14 protein-coding genes are annotated in these 15,531 nt (G+C 74.8%); 6 read left to right on the plus strand and 8 right to left on the minus strand.

Annotated features, from left to right (window positions below; all coding sequences use genetic code 11):
• Positions 1–41: 41 nt before the first annotated feature.
• The 5 genes from hpf to mtrA form a co-directional block, all read right to left on the minus strand.
• Positions 42–686 (minus strand): ribosome hibernation-promoting factor, HPF/YfiA family, encoded by a 645-nt coding sequence (gene hpf / locus AMK25_RS00160; protein WP_073824654.1) that lies wholly within the window; start codon positions 684–686, stop codon positions 42–44.
• A 250-nt stretch (positions 687–936) separates the two neighbouring features.
• On the minus strand, positions 937–1,641 hold the full coding sequence (locus tag AMK25_RS00165) for a ComF family protein (RefSeq protein WP_073824657.1): 705 nt from the start codon (positions 1,639–1,641) through the stop codon (positions 937–939).
• 7 nt (positions 1,642–1,648) lie between these two features.
• Entirely contained in the window at positions 1,649–3,448 is a 1,800-nt protein-coding gene (locus AMK25_RS00170) for an LpqB family beta-propeller domain-containing protein (RefSeq protein ID WP_073824660.1), read from the minus strand.
• Positions 3,445–5,184 (minus strand): MtrAB system histidine kinase MtrB, encoded by a 1,740-nt coding sequence (mtrB, locus tag AMK25_RS00175; RefSeq protein WP_073827006.1) that lies wholly within the window; start codon positions 5,182–5,184, stop codon positions 3,445–3,447. The genes AMK25_RS00170 and mtrB overlap by 4 nt, the downstream gene beginning before the upstream one ends.
• Before the next feature lie 28 nt (positions 5,185–5,212).
• The gene (gene mtrA / locus AMK25_RS00180; protein WP_030501405.1) at positions 5,213–5,902 is read right to left on the minus strand and encodes an MtrAB system response regulator MtrA; all 690 of its coding nucleotides are present in this window, start codon (positions 5,900–5,902) and stop codon (positions 5,213–5,215) included.
• A gap of 214 nt (positions 5,903–6,116) precedes the next feature.
• Between mtrA and AMK25_RS00185 the strand changes: the two genes are divergently transcribed.
• From AMK25_RS00185 to AMK25_RS00205, 5 genes are read left to right on the plus strand one after another with little or no spacing between them, the layout of a single operon-like run.
• Positions 6,117–6,962 carry a hypothetical protein gene (locus tag AMK25_RS00185; RefSeq protein ID WP_073824667.1) on the plus strand — a complete coding sequence of 282 codons (846 nt, stop codon included), beginning with the start codon at positions 6,117–6,119 and terminating at the stop codon, positions 6,960–6,962.
• Positions 6,959–7,558 (plus strand): DUF4129 domain-containing protein, encoded by a 600-nt coding sequence (locus AMK25_RS00190; RefSeq protein ID WP_073824671.1) that lies wholly within the window; start codon positions 6,959–6,961, stop codon positions 7,556–7,558. Before AMK25_RS00185 ends, AMK25_RS00190 begins: the two co-directional genes overlap by 4 nt.
• Positions 7,555–8,853 carry a DUF4350 domain-containing protein gene (locus AMK25_RS00195; RefSeq protein ID WP_073824674.1) on the plus strand — a complete coding sequence of 433 codons (1,299 nt, stop codon included), beginning with the start codon at positions 7,555–7,557 and terminating at the stop codon, positions 8,851–8,853. The genes AMK25_RS00190 and AMK25_RS00195 overlap by 4 nt, the downstream gene beginning before the upstream one ends.
• Positions 8,850–9,827 (plus strand): AAA family ATPase, encoded by a 978-nt coding sequence (locus AMK25_RS00200; protein WP_030501401.1) that lies wholly within the window; start codon positions 8,850–8,852, stop codon positions 9,825–9,827. Before AMK25_RS00195 ends, AMK25_RS00200 begins: the two co-directional genes overlap by 4 nt.
• A complete protein-coding gene (locus tag AMK25_RS00205; protein WP_073824677.1) occupies positions 9,824–11,134 on the plus strand; it encodes a DUF58 domain-containing protein in 1,311 nt (436 codons plus the stop codon). Before AMK25_RS00200 ends, AMK25_RS00205 begins: the two co-directional genes overlap by 4 nt.
• Here AMK25_RS00205 and AMK25_RS00210 read toward each other — a convergent pair.
• Positions 11,112–12,065, minus strand: a complete 954-nt coding sequence (locus AMK25_RS00210; RefSeq protein WP_073824680.1) for a stage II sporulation protein M — start codon at positions 12,063–12,065, stop codon at positions 11,112–11,114. The genes AMK25_RS00205 and AMK25_RS00210 overlap by 23 nt on opposite strands.
• Positions 12,066–12,106: 41 nt before the next feature.
• Here AMK25_RS00210 and AMK25_RS00215 point away from each other — a divergent pair, with 41 nt between their 5' ends.
• Positions 12,107–13,066: an RDD family protein gene (locus tag AMK25_RS00215; protein ID WP_241826200.1), complete on the plus strand. Its 960-nt coding sequence runs from the start codon at positions 12,107–12,109 to the stop codon at positions 13,064–13,066.
• A gap of 7 nt (positions 13,067–13,073) precedes the next feature.
• Here AMK25_RS00215 and efeB read toward each other — a convergent pair whose 3' ends face one another.
• A complete protein-coding gene (gene efeB, locus AMK25_RS00220; RefSeq protein WP_073824687.1) occupies positions 13,074–14,396 on the minus strand; it encodes an iron uptake transporter deferrochelatase/peroxidase subunit in 1,323 nt (440 codons plus the stop codon).
• The gene (gene efeO / locus AMK25_RS00225) at positions 14,393–15,523 is read right to left on the minus strand and encodes an iron uptake system protein EfeO (RefSeq protein WP_073824691.1); all 1,131 of its coding nucleotides are present in this window, start codon (positions 15,521–15,523) and stop codon (positions 14,393–14,395) included. Before efeO ends, efeB begins: the two co-directional genes overlap by 4 nt.
• Positions 15,524–15,531: the final 8 nt, after the last annotated feature.

Genomic DNA, 15,531 nt, shown 5'->3' on the forward strand with positions numbered 1-15,531 from the left:
GGCCCTCACGCGTGCGTGGGGGCCCGTCACCGGTCAAGGGGTCACGCGTCGAGCTGGATGATCCCGTAGTCGTACGCGTGCCGCCGGTAGACCACGCTCGGGCGGCCGGACTCCTTGTCCTGGAACAGGTAGAAGTCGTGGCCGACCAGTTCCATCTGGAACAGCGCGTCGTCGACGGTCATCGGTTCGGCGGGGTGGACCTTCGCCCGGGCGATGTGCCACGGCTGGTCGTCGGGTTCGACGTAACCGTCCTCGTCGGGACGTTCGGCGACAGCGGTGGCGGCGCCGTGGCCGTCGCGCGCCGCCAGGCCGGGCCCGTCGAGGTCGGCCACCGGCAGCCCGGCGGTCGCGGCGGCCACGGAGATCGGCGCGTGCCGTCCCCGGTGCACCCGGCGGCGGTCCGCAGCGCGGCGGAAGCGGGTGTCCAACTTGGCGATTGCGGCGTCGAGCGCGCTGTAGAAGTCGCTCGTGCAGGCCTCGGCCCGGATCACCGGGCCGCGCGTGACGCAGGTGATCTCCACTCGCTGGCAGTGGTCCGCCTGGCGTGGATTGCGCTCGTGGAACAACTCGACGTCCACGCGAATGAGCTTCTGGTCGTAGCGTTCGATCTTCGCGAGCTTCTCGGCTACGTGCACCCGGTAATGGTCCGGCACTTCGACGTTACGGCCCTTGACCACGATGTCCACGTGACCTCCCTTGTTCGGACGGTCGTTCGGTCCGGAGAATCCGGTCGACCCGCCCGGGAGGGCCCCGCTCGGCGTCGACCGGTGGTGTTCGGCTACGCCTCCTTCCAGCGCCGGGGGAAGGTTGGCATCCTCTCTACCCCCGACACCGAAACGCTAACTCCTGTACCGCCAACCGTCACCCCTGGTTGCCGAAAGGGGTTGCGGAATTTAACACCTCATACACCATGGGGTGAAACGGATACACGAAGCGTCACCGAAGGTGCCGCTTTTGCGTTGCGGCGAGCACGGCCGCGGCCTTTGGCGTCATTCCCGCGCGGTGCAACATCCGGCTCACGGCCGCCAGCGTCGCGCCGGTGGTGACGATGTCGTCGAGCAGCACCACCGTCCCGGCCGGCCGGTGCCCGGCAGGCGGGCGGCGCAGCCGGAACGCGGCCTCGGCCGCGGTGGCCCGTCCGGCGCTGTCGAGCGTCACCGAGTCGGGCCGGGGCAGCGCCCGCAGCGGTCGCAGCACGCGTACCGGCCAGCCGGCCGCGCGCAGCCGGGCCGCCGCCGGACGGACCAGCCGGTCCAGGTGGTCGCCGTAGCGGGCCCGGGCGGCGCGGGCGGTGTCCGGCACCGCCACCAGCGTCACCGGGCCGGGCTGCCCCACCGCCTCGGCGACCACCTCCGCCAGCAGCGCGCCCAGCGGCCGGGCCAGCCCGTGCCGGCCCCGTTCCTTGTACGCGAGCAGCGCCTCGCGCAGCGCCCCGCCGTACGGGCCGAGCGCGACACAGGGCGGCAGGCCGGGTGGGGCCGGATCGGGCCGGGCCGGCGCGGGACGCAGCGACTCCAGTTCGCGTACGCAGGCGGGGCAGAAACCCTGCCGCAGCCGCGCCGATCCGGTGCCGCAGCCGGCGCACCCGGCGGGCAGCACCAGGTCGGTCAGGTCCGACCAGAGCCCGCCCAGGTCACGCACGGGCAGCTCAGTAGAGGAAGAACGGGGCGGTCGGGTTGGTCGCCCGGCTGCCCGCCGGAACGTCGAGCACCTGTTCCCGCTTGACGAAGTCGAACGGGTTGTTCCGCCAGGCCGCTCCGTCCGTCTCGAACATGAACGAGAACGCGGCCAGGCCCCGGTCGCTGCCGCCCGGGTAGCCGGCGAGCTGGGTGACCGGGGCGCCGATCTCCACCGCCAGCGGGGTCTCCCAGACGCCGTCGACGCTGAGCTGGTGGATCGCCGAGCGCCGGTCCGCCTCGTTGCCGGCCAGCGCCAGTTCGTTCTGCGCCACCCAGTCCACCACCGTCACGCCGGTGAGCAGCGTGGTCACCCGGCGGGGCTGTCCCAGGCGCACCACGCCACCGTCGACGCTCACCGCGGCGACGTAGAGCGCGCCACCGCTGACCAGGGCGATCCGGTGGCCTTCGAGGGAGCCGGAGACGGCGGTCACCGGGCCGGGGACGGACAGCGGGATCTCACTCATCCCGCCCACCCCGTCGAACCGGTAGAGCCGCCCGTCGGCCGCCACCAGACCACCCGGCCGGGCCTTGTTCAGCGACCGCAGCCACGTCGGACGGCTCATCGCGCGGAACGTGCGGTCGCTCGCCGTGAGCGTGGCCACCGGCTCCGCGCCGGCGCCCACCTTGAGCCGCTTGCGGTTGTCCGTCCCGGTCACCACGAGCGCGGCCAGCACCTGGTCCTCGGCGCGGGCGAGCGCGGCGGAGACCACGTTGCGGTTCTCCTCCGCCGGCAGCGGCACGGCGGCCCGCGGCTCGTTGCCGAAGGCCAGCGGGCGTACGGCCCCGTCGTAGACGCCCAGCCGCATCGGGTTCGCCCCGCGCGGGTACGCGGCGGCCGAGACGCGCTCCCGCTGAAGGTCGACGGTCAGCCGCTTCTGGTTCTGGATCTTGAGGTCGACCGTGCCGTCCAGGTCCGACAGCGACCAGGCCAGCTGGGTGCCGAGCCGGTTCAGTCGCTGCTCGTTGGCCCCGGGCATGTTCAGGTTGATCTCCCAGTGCCCGTTCGTCCCGGTCGCGTTGTTGATCAACTGGGTGCCCTCGGGCAGCCCGGTCACCCCGGCGGCCAGCCAGTCCGAGGGGCGGTCCGCCAGCCACCTCATCACCTCGGTGATCCCCCGCTCGGTCGGCGCCGCGGAGAGCAGATAGCGCTGGTCCGGCACCAGCCGGGTCTGGTCCGAGTTCCAGAAGTAGACGGTGCGGGCCTGGTAGTACTCACGCATCGCCGAGTCGCTCGCCAGCAGCACGTTCGGCGCCTCGGTGATCAGCAGTCCGGTCCCGGCCGGCTCGGCCCGGCGCAGCTCGAAGACGTACTGCGTGTCGCTGGCCACCGGCGGGCCGAGCGTGCCGTCGGCCCGCAGCACGCCGACCTGCTGCACCTTGAGCGTCACGGTGCTGGTGCCCTGGTTGTTCGGCGGCGTGCTCTCCGGCTTCTCCCGCAGCCGCACCACTGTCAGCTCGACCTCGCTGGTCTGCGGCTTGCCCGGGAGCAGGTCGCGGGACTCCTCGGCGAGGAACTTGCGGGCCCGGGCGTACGCCTGGTCGCGTTCCCCGGCCGCCGCCGCCCGCAGATAGTTCTCGATGAACGGCACCGGCTCGCTGCTGTCGGCCGGTTCGGGCGGCCGGGCCGCGCTGCCGTTGAGCGCCCCGCCCTGCGCGGCCGGCACCGACCCGTCGACCTGGACGTCGGTCTCACCCGGGATGCCGCAGCCGACGAGCGCGGCCGGAAGCAGGGCGCCGGCCAGCAGCAGGGCCAGGGCGCGGCGGCTCACGGCCGGACCTCCGCCCGGTCGCCGTCGGCGGCGGGTTCCACGCTCAACGCCCCGGCGCCGGCACCCGGGCCGATGGCGAGCAGGCCGCCGTCGCGGGGACCACCGAACGGCACCGTGGCGTCGGCCGGCACCAGCCGCAGCGGGGAGGTGGTGAGCCGGTCCCCGGCCCGGGCCGGCAGCGTGAGCCGGAACTGGGCGCCCTGGCCGGGCGCGCCCCACGCCTCCAGCCAGCCGCCGTGCAGGCGGGCGTCCTCCAGGCTGATCGACAGGCCGAGCCCGGTGCCGCCGGTCTGCCGGGCACGCGACGGGTCGGCCCGCCAGAAGCGGTTGAACACCAGCTTCTCCTCCCCCGGCTTGAGACCAACGCCGTGGTCGCGCACGGTGATCGCCACCGCGCTGCGGTCCTGACCCAGGGTGATCCGTACCGGTTTGGCCTCGCCGTGCTCGACCGCGTTGCCGACGAGGTTGCGCAGCACCCGCTCGACGCGCCGGGGGTCGACCTCGGCGATCACCGGAGTGTCCGGCAGGTCCAGCTCGATCGTGACCCCGACCCGCTCGGCCAGCCCGGCCAGCCGCTCGGTCACGCGGTGCACCACCGGCACCAGGTCGGTGGGCTCGCTGTCCAGCACCGCGAAACCGGCGTCGAACCGGCTGATCTCCAGCAGGTCGGTGAGCAGTTCCTCGAACCGGTCCAGCTCGGCCTGGAGCAGCTCGGCGCTGCGGGCCACCGCCGGGTCGAACTCGTCCCGCTCGGCGAAGATCAGATCGGCGGCCATCCGGACCGTGGTCAACGGCGTGCGCAGCTCGTGCGAGACGTCGGAGGTGAACCGGCGTTGCAGCCGGGACATCTCCTCCAGGCGCAGGATCTGCCGTTGCAGGTTCGTCGCCATCTGGTTGAACGAGGCGGCCAGCAGGGCGAGGTCGTCCTCGCCGGAGACCACCATGCGCTGGTCGAGCAGGCCGGCGGAGAGCCGCTGCGCGGTGCGCGCGGCCACCCGTACCGGGGTCACCACCAGGCGGGTGACCAGGGCGGCGAGCAGGCCGAGCAGGAGCACGAGCGCGACGCCGGTGGCGACCACCGTGGCCCGGGCGTCGGCCGCCGTCGCATCCTGCCGGGCCAGGGGTACGAGGTAGTAGAGCTCGACCTGCCCGAACTTGGTGGGCACCGGGGAGCCGTAGACCAGGTATTTGGTGCGCTCGCCGCCGAGCGAGCCGGTGCGGATCTGGTGGGCGACCTTGCCGGAGGCCACGGTGGCTCGCAGCTCGTCGCCGATCACCGTGCCCACCGGCACCTCGGGCGTGGTACGCGGCTCGATGAACTCGGCGAAGTTGTCGGCGGTGATCGCCACCACGACGCCGCTGGTCTGCGTCGGGTCGCCACCGGCCAGGTAGTTCACGGTGCCGTCGATGGTGTTCTGGAGCTGCGCCTCCTGTGGCTGGCTGTAGAGGTTGAACTGCTTGGCCGCGTACTCGCTGCCGTTGCTCAGCCGCAGCCGCACGTCGGTCTCGGCGTTCTCCAGCAGGATGCTGGTGATCTTGTCAGCGATCAGGTAGGCGAAACCGCCCACCAGGAGACTCGACGTCACCAGCGTGATGGTGACCACACGGACCTGGAGCGACCGCCGCCAGGCCTGGTGCACCGCGGCCACCAGCCGGGCGACCCGGCCACTCAGGGCGAGCCAGAGCGCCCGCACGGCGTGGAACCGGCGGGTCTCGGGGGTCGGCGTGTCCGGCAGCGGGGTGGTCACCACAGTGCTGACCAGGCTATCCGGTACCCGCCTTGTAACCCACGCCCCGCACGGTCAGGATGATTTCGGGTCGCTCCGGATCCGGCTCGATCTTGGCGCGCAGCCGCTGCACGTGCACGTTCACCAGGCGGGTGTCGGCGGCGTGGCGGTAGCCCCAGACCTGCTCCAGCAGCACCTCGCGGGTGAAGACCTGGCGCGGCTTGCGGGCGAGCGCGACCAGCAGGTCGAACTCCAGCGGTGTCAGCTTCACCTCGTCGCCGTCGCGGCTGACCGTGTGGGCCGGCACGTCGATGGTGATCTGGTTGCCGGGCGGCCCGATCGTCAGCATCTCCGGGGCCACGTCCTCGCCCCGGCGCAACCGGGCCCGCATCCGGGCCACCAGCTCCTTGGGCTTGAACGGCTTGACCACGTAGTCGTCGGCCCCGGACTCCAGGCCGAGCACCACGTCGACGGTGTCGCTCTTGGCGGTCAGCATCACGATCGGCACGCCGGACTCGCCCCGGATGGCGCGGGCCACGTCGATGCCGCTCATGCCGGGGAGCATCAGGTCGAGCAGGACGATGTCGGGTCGGTTGTCGCGGAAGGCGGCCAACGCCCGTTCGCCGTCCGCGACGAAGGACGGCACGAAGCCCTCGCTGCGCAGCACGATGCCGAGCATCTCGGCGAGGGCGGGGTCGTCGTCGACCACGAGTACCCGGGCTCTCATGGGGTTTATCGTTCCATCCCCGTTCGTCTGGAGGGTTCGGCGTCTCCACGGCACGGTAGCGCCGAGCGGGCCCGCGCACCACAGCAGTCGGCGTGGCCGCCCAGCGTGGCGCGTCGAGGCGGACGGGTCCACCGGATGCGGACCCGCCGTGCAACCATGATCCCTCGGGCGCCGCACCGCCCGCCACCTCCGCCCTGCATGCCCAGGAGTACGCGTGCCCGACGCCGGCCCGACCGCGGTGCTGCCGCGCCGTCCGCTGACCGTCGGCGAACTGCTCGACGCGGCAGTTCTGCTGCTGCGCGACCACGCCCGGGTGCTCGTCCCGCTCGCCCTCCTGCTGGCCCTCGCCGAGCAGGCGGTGCTGCACCCGCTGCGGCTGCTGGCCGAGGCCGACCCGCCCCAGTGGTGGCCGGCGGACACCGGTGACCCGCTGCCCTGGTACTGGCTGCTGCTGGCGACCGGCGCCGGCACCGAGGCGGCGATCATCGCGCTGCTGGGCGGCCCGGCCGCGCGCGGCGCCGGCGCGGCCCTGCTGGGACGCCGTCCCGGGCCGGCCGAGCTGCTGCGCGGCTCCCGCCCCGGCGTAGCGGTGCTGGCCGCCGTCGCGATCGGCCCCGTCGTCGCGCTCGCCGCCCTGACCGGGCCGGGCTGGTTCCTGGCGTACGGGCTGCTCGGCCTGGTGGTGCCGGTGCTGGTGCTGGACGGGGTGCCCGGACACCGGGCGCCGTGGCGGGCGATCCGCCTGGCGGGCCGGGTGAGCGCGCGGGCCGCCGCCGTCCGGCTGCTGGGCTATCTGGGCTGGTGGCTGATCCGGCTCGGCATCGGGCTGGGCGTCTACCACGGTCTCGGCATGCTGGGTCTGTTCGACGTGTCCGCCTGGGCGCTGCCGGTGACGGTCGCCGCCTTCGCCGCTGTGAACGCGCTGGCGTACCCGGCGCTGGCCTGCCTGGACGCGGTGCTGCACCTGGAGACCCGGATCCGCACCGAAGGGCTGGACATCCGGCTCTCGCGGGCGCCGGCCGGCGTACCGGAACCGGCCCTGCTGGCGGCGCAGCGGTGAGCCGGTGGTGGACCGAGACGGTGGCGGCCCTCGGTGACCTGCTGCCGCTGCCGCTGGCCGCGCTGATTCTGCTGGCGGTCGCGCTGCTCACCGCCCTGGCCTGGTACTTCTTCCCGGCCTGGGTGCCCCGGCGGCTGCCCCGGTTCAGGCTGCCCCGGCTGCGCCGGCCACGCCTGCCACGGCTGCGGCTGCCCCGCCTGCGCCGGCCGGCGCGCCGCCGCCGCTCCGACCCGCCGCCGGTACGGGTGCCCGCGCCCCGGACCCCGGACGCCGTCGCGGCCGACGCGCCCGGGCTGGCCGATCGGCTCGCGGCCGAGGGCCGGTACGCCGAGGCGGTCCGGGAACGGCTGCGCGAGATGGTCCGGCTCCTGGTCGTGCGGCACGTCGTGGAGCCCCGCCCCGGGCTCACAGTCGTCGAGCTGACCGAGGCGGCGGCCCGCGCCCGGCCGCAGGTGCGGCCGACGCTGCACACCGCCGGGGCGATCTTCTCCGACCTCTGGTACGCCCAGCGCCCCGCCACCGCCGCGCACGACCGTCGGATGCGCGAACTCGCCGCCGACCTGCGTCGCGAGCTGACCGGGGAGGAGCCGCGATGACCGCCACCACAGTGACCTCGGCGGACACGGCCACCGCGGCGGCGCCGCGCCGTCGGCGGCACCGGCTGCTCGTCCCGCTCGGGCTGGCCGTGCTGCTGATCGTGACCACGCTCGTGCTGCACGCCGTCGACCGGCCCGACACCGACGAGCCCGGCTTCCTCTCCCCGGTCGCCACCGACGACGACGGCGGCAGCCGGCTCGCCGAGGCGCTGCGCGCGCAGGGCGTGTCGCTGCGCCGGGAGACGACGTTCGACGGGATGCTGCAAACCGCCGGCATCGCGCCCAGCACCGTCTTCCTGCCCGCGCCCGGACTGGTGCACCCGGACCTCGTCGACCGCCTGATCGCCCTGCCCCCGGGCAGTCGTCTGGTGCTTGTCGAGCCCTCGCCGCGGGTGCTCGCCGGGCTGGACACGCCGGCCGAGGCGGCCACCCGCCGCTGGGCCGCGCGGGCCGTGCCGCCGGACGCGGACGGCACGCCGTGCCCGCTGCCCGAGGCGGTCCGGGCCGGCGCCGCCGCGATCGACCTGCAGCGCTACGCCGGGCCGCCCGAGGTCGACCACTGCTACGGCGGCGCGCTGCTGCGCGCCCCCGGCCGGGTCGAGGTGGTGCTGGCCGGCGCCAGCGACCCGTTCCGCAACGACCGGATCGACGAGTGGGGAAACGAAGCCCTCGCGACCGGTCTGCTCGGCGGGAACCGCCCGCTCGTCTGGCTCGACCTGCCCGAGCCGGTACCGGCCCCGACCCGCCCGAGCTGGTCCGCGGAGCCCTTCACCGAGCAGCCCGCGCCGGGCGGCAGCGGCCGGTCGGAACGGTCCGAACCGCCCGATCGCGCCGACCCGCCGTGGGAGAACCCGCTCTGGGGCGCGTTCCCGCAGTGGTTCTGGGCCCTCCTGGCGCAGCTCGCCCTGGCCGGGCTGCTCGTCGTGCTCTGGCGGGCCCGCCGCCTCGGGCCACCGGTGTCGGAGCCGCTCCCGGTGACCGTCCGGTCCGCCGAGACGGTACGCGGCCGTGCGCGGCTCTACCGCCGGGCGGGCGCCCGGGGCACTGTCGCCGAGACGCTGCGCGCCGCCGCGCTGGACCGGCTGCTGCCCCGGCTCAACCTGCCCCCGGACACGCCCGACGACGAGGTGGCCGCCGTGATCGCCGCGCGCGCGGGCGCCGACCCGGAACGGGTGGCCGAGCTGCTCTACGGCCCCGCCCCGGAGAAGGACCGCGAGCTGCTGGAGCTGGCCCGCGAACTGGACGCCCTGACCCGTACCCTGGCCCCGCATCCGAGCGAAGGAGACACCCGGTGACCGGACCTGTCACGACCACCGCCCCGTCCGGCGCCCGCGCCGCCCTGCACCGGCTGCGCGCCGAGGTGGCCAAGGCAGTCGTCGGGCAGGACGCCGTGGTCACCGGTCTGGTGATCGCGCTGCTCTGCCGGGGGCACGTGCTGCTGGAGGGCGTACCGGGGGTGGCCAAGACGCTGCTGGTGCGGACGCTGGCCGCCGCGCTCGACCTGGACGCCAAGCGGGTGCAGTTCACCCCCGACCTGATGCCGGGTGACGTCACCGGCTCGTTGATCTTCGACCAGCGCACCGCCGCGTTCACGTTCCGGGAGGGGCCGGTCTTCACCAACCTGCTGCTCGCCGACGAGATCAACCGCACCCCGCCCAAGACGCAGTCGGCGCTGCTGGAGGTGATGGAGGAGCGTCAGGTCTCCGTCGAGGGCGAGCGCCGCCCGCTGCCCGACCCGTTCATCGTCGCGGCCACCCAGAACCCGGTCGAGTACGAGGGCACCTACCCGCTGCCCGAGGCGCAGCTCGACCGCTTCCTGCTCAAGCTGACGGTGCCGCTGCCGGAGCGGGAGGAGGAGCTGGGCGTGCTCCGCGCGCACCACGCCGGCTTCGACCCGCGCGACCTGCGTGCCGCCGGCGTACGCCCGGTGGCCGGCGCGGCGGACCTGGCCGCCGCCCGGGCCGAGGTGCAGAGGGTGCACGTGGCCGAGCCGGTGCTCGGCTACATCGTGGACCTGTGCCGGGGCACCCGCTCCGCCCCGGCGCTGGAGCTGGGCGCGTCGCCTCGGGGCGCCACCGCGCTGCTGAACACCGCCAAGGCGTGGTCCTGGCTGGCCGGCCGGGACCACGTCACGCCGGACGACGTGAAGGCGGTGGCGCGGCCCACGCTGCGGCACCGGCTGCGGCCGCGCCCGGAGGCGGAGCTGGAGGGCGTGACGGTGGACGCGGTGCTGGACTCCGTGCTGGCCACCGTGCCGACGCCGCGATGACCTGGCGGGCGGGTCTGCTGCTCGGCGTGGGCGCGCTGACGCTGCCGTTCTGGCCGGCGCCGTTCCTCGGGGTGGCCGTGCTGACCGTCGCGGTGCTGCTGCTGGTGGCGCTCGACCGGGCGATGGCCGCTCCGCCGCACGCGCTCACCGTGACCCGCTCCGGCGACCGGACGGTGCGGCTCGGCGGCACCGCCACCGTCACGCTGCACCTGACCAACCCCACCCACCACACGCTGTACGCACAGGTGCGCGACGCCTGGGTGCCGTCGGCCGGGGCGCGCCCGGACGTGCCGCCGCAGCGCCTGCTCACCGTGCCGCCCGGCGGCAGCGCCACGCTGCCGGTCCGGCTCACCCCGACCCGGCGCGGCGACCGGCCCACGGTGGCGCTGACCGTACGCTCGTTCGGGCCGATGCGCCTGGGTGCCCGGCAGCGCGCCGGGCAGCCCGCCACACCGCCGTGGACGCTGCGGGTGCTGCCCCGGTTCGACTCCCGCCGGCACCTGCCGGAGAAGCTGGCCCGGCTGCGGGTCATCGACGGCGTGCAGGTGACCCGGGGGCGCGGCCACGGCACCGAGTTCGACACGCTGCGCGAGTACGCGGTGGGCGACGACGTCCGTTCGATCGACTGGCGGGGCAGCGCCCGTCGCGCCGACATCCTGGTCCGCACCTGGCGCCCGGAACGGGACCGGCGCCTGGTCTGCGTGCTGGACACCGGCCGCACCTCGGCGGTCCGGCTGGGCGACGAGCCCCGGCTGGACACCGCTATCGACGCGGCGCTGCTGCTCACCGCGCTCGCGGCCCGCGCCGGTGACCGGGTGGACCTGCTGGCGGCGGACACCGAGATCCGGGCCCGGGTGACCGGCAGCGGCCGTCCGGCCCTGCTCGCCCGGCTGGTCGAGGCGGTGGCGCCGCTGGAGCCGACGCTTGCCGAGACCGATTTCGAGCTGATCGCCGGCGAGGTGCTGCGCCGGGAGCGGCAGCGCAGCCTGGTGGTGCTGTTCACGGCGCTGGAGGCGGGCGCGATCGGCGAAGGACTGCTGCCGGTGCTGCCCCGGCTGGCGACCCGGCACCGGGTGGTGCTGGCCGCCGGCAGCGACCCGGTGCTGAGCAGGCTCGCCACTGCCACCCCGAGGGGCCCGGACGACCCGTACGCGGCCGCGTCGGCGTGGCGGGCGCTGGCCGAACGGGACCGGGTACGCGCCGCGCTGTCCCGCTACGGGGTGACAGTGGTGGACGTGCCGGCGCACCAACTCGCGCCGGCCGTCGCGGACACCTACCTGCGGCTCAAGTCCCTCGGCCAGCTCTGACCGCGCGCCGGCCGAGCACCAGCGCGTACGCGAGGAAGGCCAGCCACACCGCGGCCCCGGCGGCCACCCGGAGCGCGACCGGCAGCGGCGCCGGGGTGACGAACGCCTCGACCAGCGCGGAGACCGCGAACAGGCCGACCAGACCGGCCGCCACCACGACGGCGAGCCGTCCCGCCTCGGCGACCGCCCGGCCCCGCCCGAGGTCCGCGGGCGGGGCGATCCAGGCCCAGGCGGTACGCAGTCCGACCCCGGCGGCGACGTAGATCCCGGTCAGCTCCAGCAGGCCGTGCGGCGTGATCAGGCCGAAGAAGACGTCCGCCCGGCCGTAGGCGACCATCACGCCGCCGACCACGCCGATGTTCAGCGCGTTCTGCCACAGCAGCCAGAGCACCGGCACCACGAGCACCCCGGCGGCCAGGCACTGGGCGGCCAGCCAGGCGTTGTGCGTCCACAGGTGGAACGCGAACGTGGGCGCGGCGAACTCGGTGTAGTAGCCGGCGAAACCGGAGTCGACGAGTTCCCGGGCGGCCTCGTCGCCGACGAACGCGGCGGCGGTGTCCGGGTTTTCGGCGACGAACCAGATGAGGAACGCGGTGAGCAGGCTGAACCCGGTGGCCACGCCGCACCACCACGGCCAGGCCCGGTAGAGGGCGGCGGGCAGGTCGGCCACCAGGAACCGGCCCACCGCCGCCCAGGAGAACCGCGGACGGCCGGTGACCCGGGCCCGGGCCGCGAGGACCAGGTGGGACAGCCGGTTCACCAGCGCCGGCTCGGGCGCCCGGGCACGCAACGCGGACAGGTGCGTGGCACTGCGCTGGTAGAGCGCCACCAGCTCGTCGACCTCGGCCGCGTCGAGACGACGCCGCCCGGTCAGGTACTCCAGCCGCCGCCATTCGGCGTTGTGCTCGGCCACGTACGCGTCGAGATCCACTCGCCCTCCCCCGTTCGGCGTACATGGTGTTCACTGTCGGGGTGCGCGCGCAACCTCCCCCACCGCCCCGATGGGCCGACGCCGGTCTGGTCAGCGGCGAGGCGGTGGAGCTGGACGTCCGGGCGGCCCGGCTGGGCTCCCGGGTGCTGGCGCTGCTGATCGACGCGGTGATCCAGCTCGTCCTGGCGCTCGTGCTCGGCGTGGTGCTGGGGATGGTGGCGCTCGCCCTGCTCGGGGACTTCCTCGACGCCGCCCTGGCCGGCGCGCTCCAGATCGTGCTCCTGGTGCTGGTGCTGATCGGCTACCCGGTGGTGATGGAACGTTTCGCCGGTGGCCGGACGGTGGGCAAGCTGGCCGTCGGGCTGCGGGTGGTCCGGGCCGACGGCGGCCCGGTGGGGGTGGGCCAGTCGCTGACCCGGGCACTCGTCGGCGTCGCGGTGGAGTGGCCCGGGCTGGTGCTGCCGCTGCTGAGCTGGGCGGCGAGCGTCACGGTGATGCTCACCGACCCGCGCGGACGCCGGCTGGGCGACCTGGTCGCCGGCACGCTCGTGGTGCACACCCGGGGCGCCGCGCTGTGGCGGCCGCTGCCGCCGGCCGCGCCGCCGCTGCTGGCCTGGGCCGCCACGCTCGACCTGACCCGTCTCGACGACGGGCTGGCGCTGGCCGTCCGGCAGTACCTGGACCGGCTGCCCCAGCTCGCCGAACCGGAGCGGCTCCGGCTGGGCCGGGGGTTGTGGACGGAGGTCGCGGCGGTCACCTCGCCGCCTCCGCCGTGGGCCGCGCCGGACTGGGCGTATCTGTCGGCGGTGCTCGCCGAGCGGGGGCGACGGGCCGCGCACCGGCTGGGCCGCAGCCGGGCGGTCGCCGCCACGCTCTGGCCGGAGCTGGTCCCGGTGCCCGCCGTCGTGCCGGGTGCGGCCGGGCCGGATCCCGCCGGGCCGGGCGCGGGCCGGTTGCGGCCCGCCGCGCCGCAGGTCGCACCCGATCCGGTACGCCGCTGAGCCGGCCTCAGGAGAACAGCGCGCGCCCCCACCAGTCGGCCGCGTCGCGGAGGCCGGGCGGGCAGGCGAACAGGCCGCTGGAGACGTGCCGCAGGTACTCGTTCATCGCGTCGTTGCGGGCCAGCCGGGTCTGGATCGGCACGAACTGGCGGCGCGGGTCGCGCTGGTAGGCGATGAAGAACAGCCCGGCGTCGAGCCGGCCCAGCCCGTCCGAGCCGTCCACGAAGTTGTAGCCGCGGCGCAGCAGGCGGGCGCCGTCGTTCTGATCCGGGTGGGCCAGCCGCACGTGCGCGGTGTCGGCGATGAGCGGCTCGCCGTCGTCGCCCTTCGCGGCGAAGTCCGGCTCGTCGAACTCGTCCCGGCGGCCGAGCGGGGCGCCGCTGCCCTTGGTCCGGCCGACGATCATCTCCTGTTCGGCCAGCGGGCTGCGGTCCCACGTCTCGATCAGCATCCGGATCTTCCGGGTGACCAGGTAGGAGCCGCCGGTCATCCAGTCCGGGCCGTCGCCGGGCTGCGCCCAGAGCTGGTCGCGCAGCAGGCCGGCGTCCTCGGCCTTGAGGTTGGCGGTGCCGTCCTTGAAGCCGAACAGGTTGCGCGGCGTGGCCTGGTCCCGTGACGTCGACGAGGTACGCCCGAAGCCGAGCTGCGACCAGCGGACGCTCACCACGCCCATGCCGATCCGGGCGAGGTTGCGGATGGCGTGCACCGCGACCTGCGGGTCGTTGGCGCACGCCTGGACGCAGATGTCCCCGCCGGACAGTTCCGGCTTCAGTGCGTCCCCGGCGAAGTGCGGCAGGTCGGCCAGGGCGGCCGGACGCCGGGCCGCGATGCCGAAGCGGTCCCGGCCCTGCGCGTCGCGGAACAGCGTCGGCCCGAAGCCCACGGTGAGGGTGAGCTGCGACGGGGGCAGTCCGAGCGCCTCGCCGGTGTCGTCCGGCGGGGCCTCGGGCATGCCGCCGACCGCGCCGATCACCCCGGCGTCCTTGCCGGCGGTCATCCGGGCCGCCGCGGCGGTCCACTCCTGGAGCATGGCGACCAGCCGGTCCCGGTCCTTGGCGACCACGTCGAACGCGACGAAGTGCAGCCGGTCCTGGGCCGGGGTGGTGATGCCGGCCTGGTGCTCGCCGAGGAACGGCACGGAACCGGCGGCCGATCCGGTCGCCGACGCCTCGTTCCCGCCGGCGAGCAGCGCGCCCGCGCCGCCCGCCACCCCGGCGACTCCGGCCACGCCGACGCCGGCCAGGGTGATCGCCCGGCGGCGGGAGACGCCCCGGCCGGAGCGCTGCGTGTTCGGCTCGCTCGTGGCGTCACCGTCGGCCGGGCCGGTCATCGCGCGACTGCCGCCGCGACCTTGCTGACCGGCTCGGCCAGGGCGTTCACCGCGTCCGACAGCTCCTTCAGCTCGGTCTTCGTGAGCTGGGTGTGCAGCTTCCAGCCGTCGCCGGCCCGGTGCCGCCCGAGCGTGGTCTCCACGTTCGCGAACTCGCTGTCGAGCTGCTTGATCAGGTCGGGCGCGCGCTGCTCCAGGGCCGGGCGCAGCGCGGCGATCGCCGCCTTGGAGCCCTCCAGGTTGGCGTTGAAGTCCCAGAGGTCCGTGTGCGAGTACCGCTCCTCCTCACCGGTGATCTTGCCGCTGGCGACCTCGTCGAGCAGCGCCTTGGCGCCGTTGGCGAGTTGGAGCGGGGTGAGCTTCTCGGCGTCCGCCTTGGCCACGATCGCCTTGACGTCGACCAGGAGCTGGTCGGCGATCGCGCCGTCGGAGCTGACGTCGCCGGTGGTCCAGAGATCCTTCTCGATCCGGTGGAAGCCGGTGAACTCCATCCCCTCCTCGACCACCTCCTCGCGGCCGTCGATCTTCGGGTCGAGGTCGCCGAAGCTCTCCGCGACCGGCTCGATCCGCTCCCAGTAGGTGCGGGCCACCGGGTACAGCGCCTTGGCCTTGGCCACGTCGTTCGCCTTGACCGCCGCCACGAACTCCTCGGTCTTCGTCAGCAGCGCGGCGGTCTGGCTGCGCACGTACCGCTGGTAGCTCTCGGTGGCCTGGGTCAGCGCGGCATCAGGGGCGACAGTCGCGGCGGTGCCGCTGACCTTCAGCGCGCCCCGGATGCCCCGGCCGCTCATCCCGGGCTTGCAGGCCGTCTCGTACGTGCCGGCGGACAGCTCGACGCGCAGCTCCCGGCTGAGCCCGGGGGCGATGTTCTCCACCTCGCCCATCACCCGGTCACCGGCGGCGTAGACGTAGAACTCGTTGACCTTGGAGCCGTTGTTCGTCACCTTGAACGTGACCTGCCCGGCGTCGATCTCGGTGTCGCCGACCTCGCAGACGGTGTCGGTGGCCTTGACGGCGATCGGCCCGCCGCTCGTGGCGTCGGCGTCGTCACCGCCCCCGCAGCCGGCCAGTCCGGCGACGGCGAGCAGCCCGGCGGCGGCGGGCGCGACGAATCGAGTGGTACGCATCGTGCGGG

The organism is Micromonospora sp. TSRI0369, from assembly GCF_001905625.1.
Lineage (GTDB): Bacteria > Actinomycetota > Actinomycetes > Mycobacteriales > Micromonosporaceae > Micromonospora > Micromonospora echinospora_A.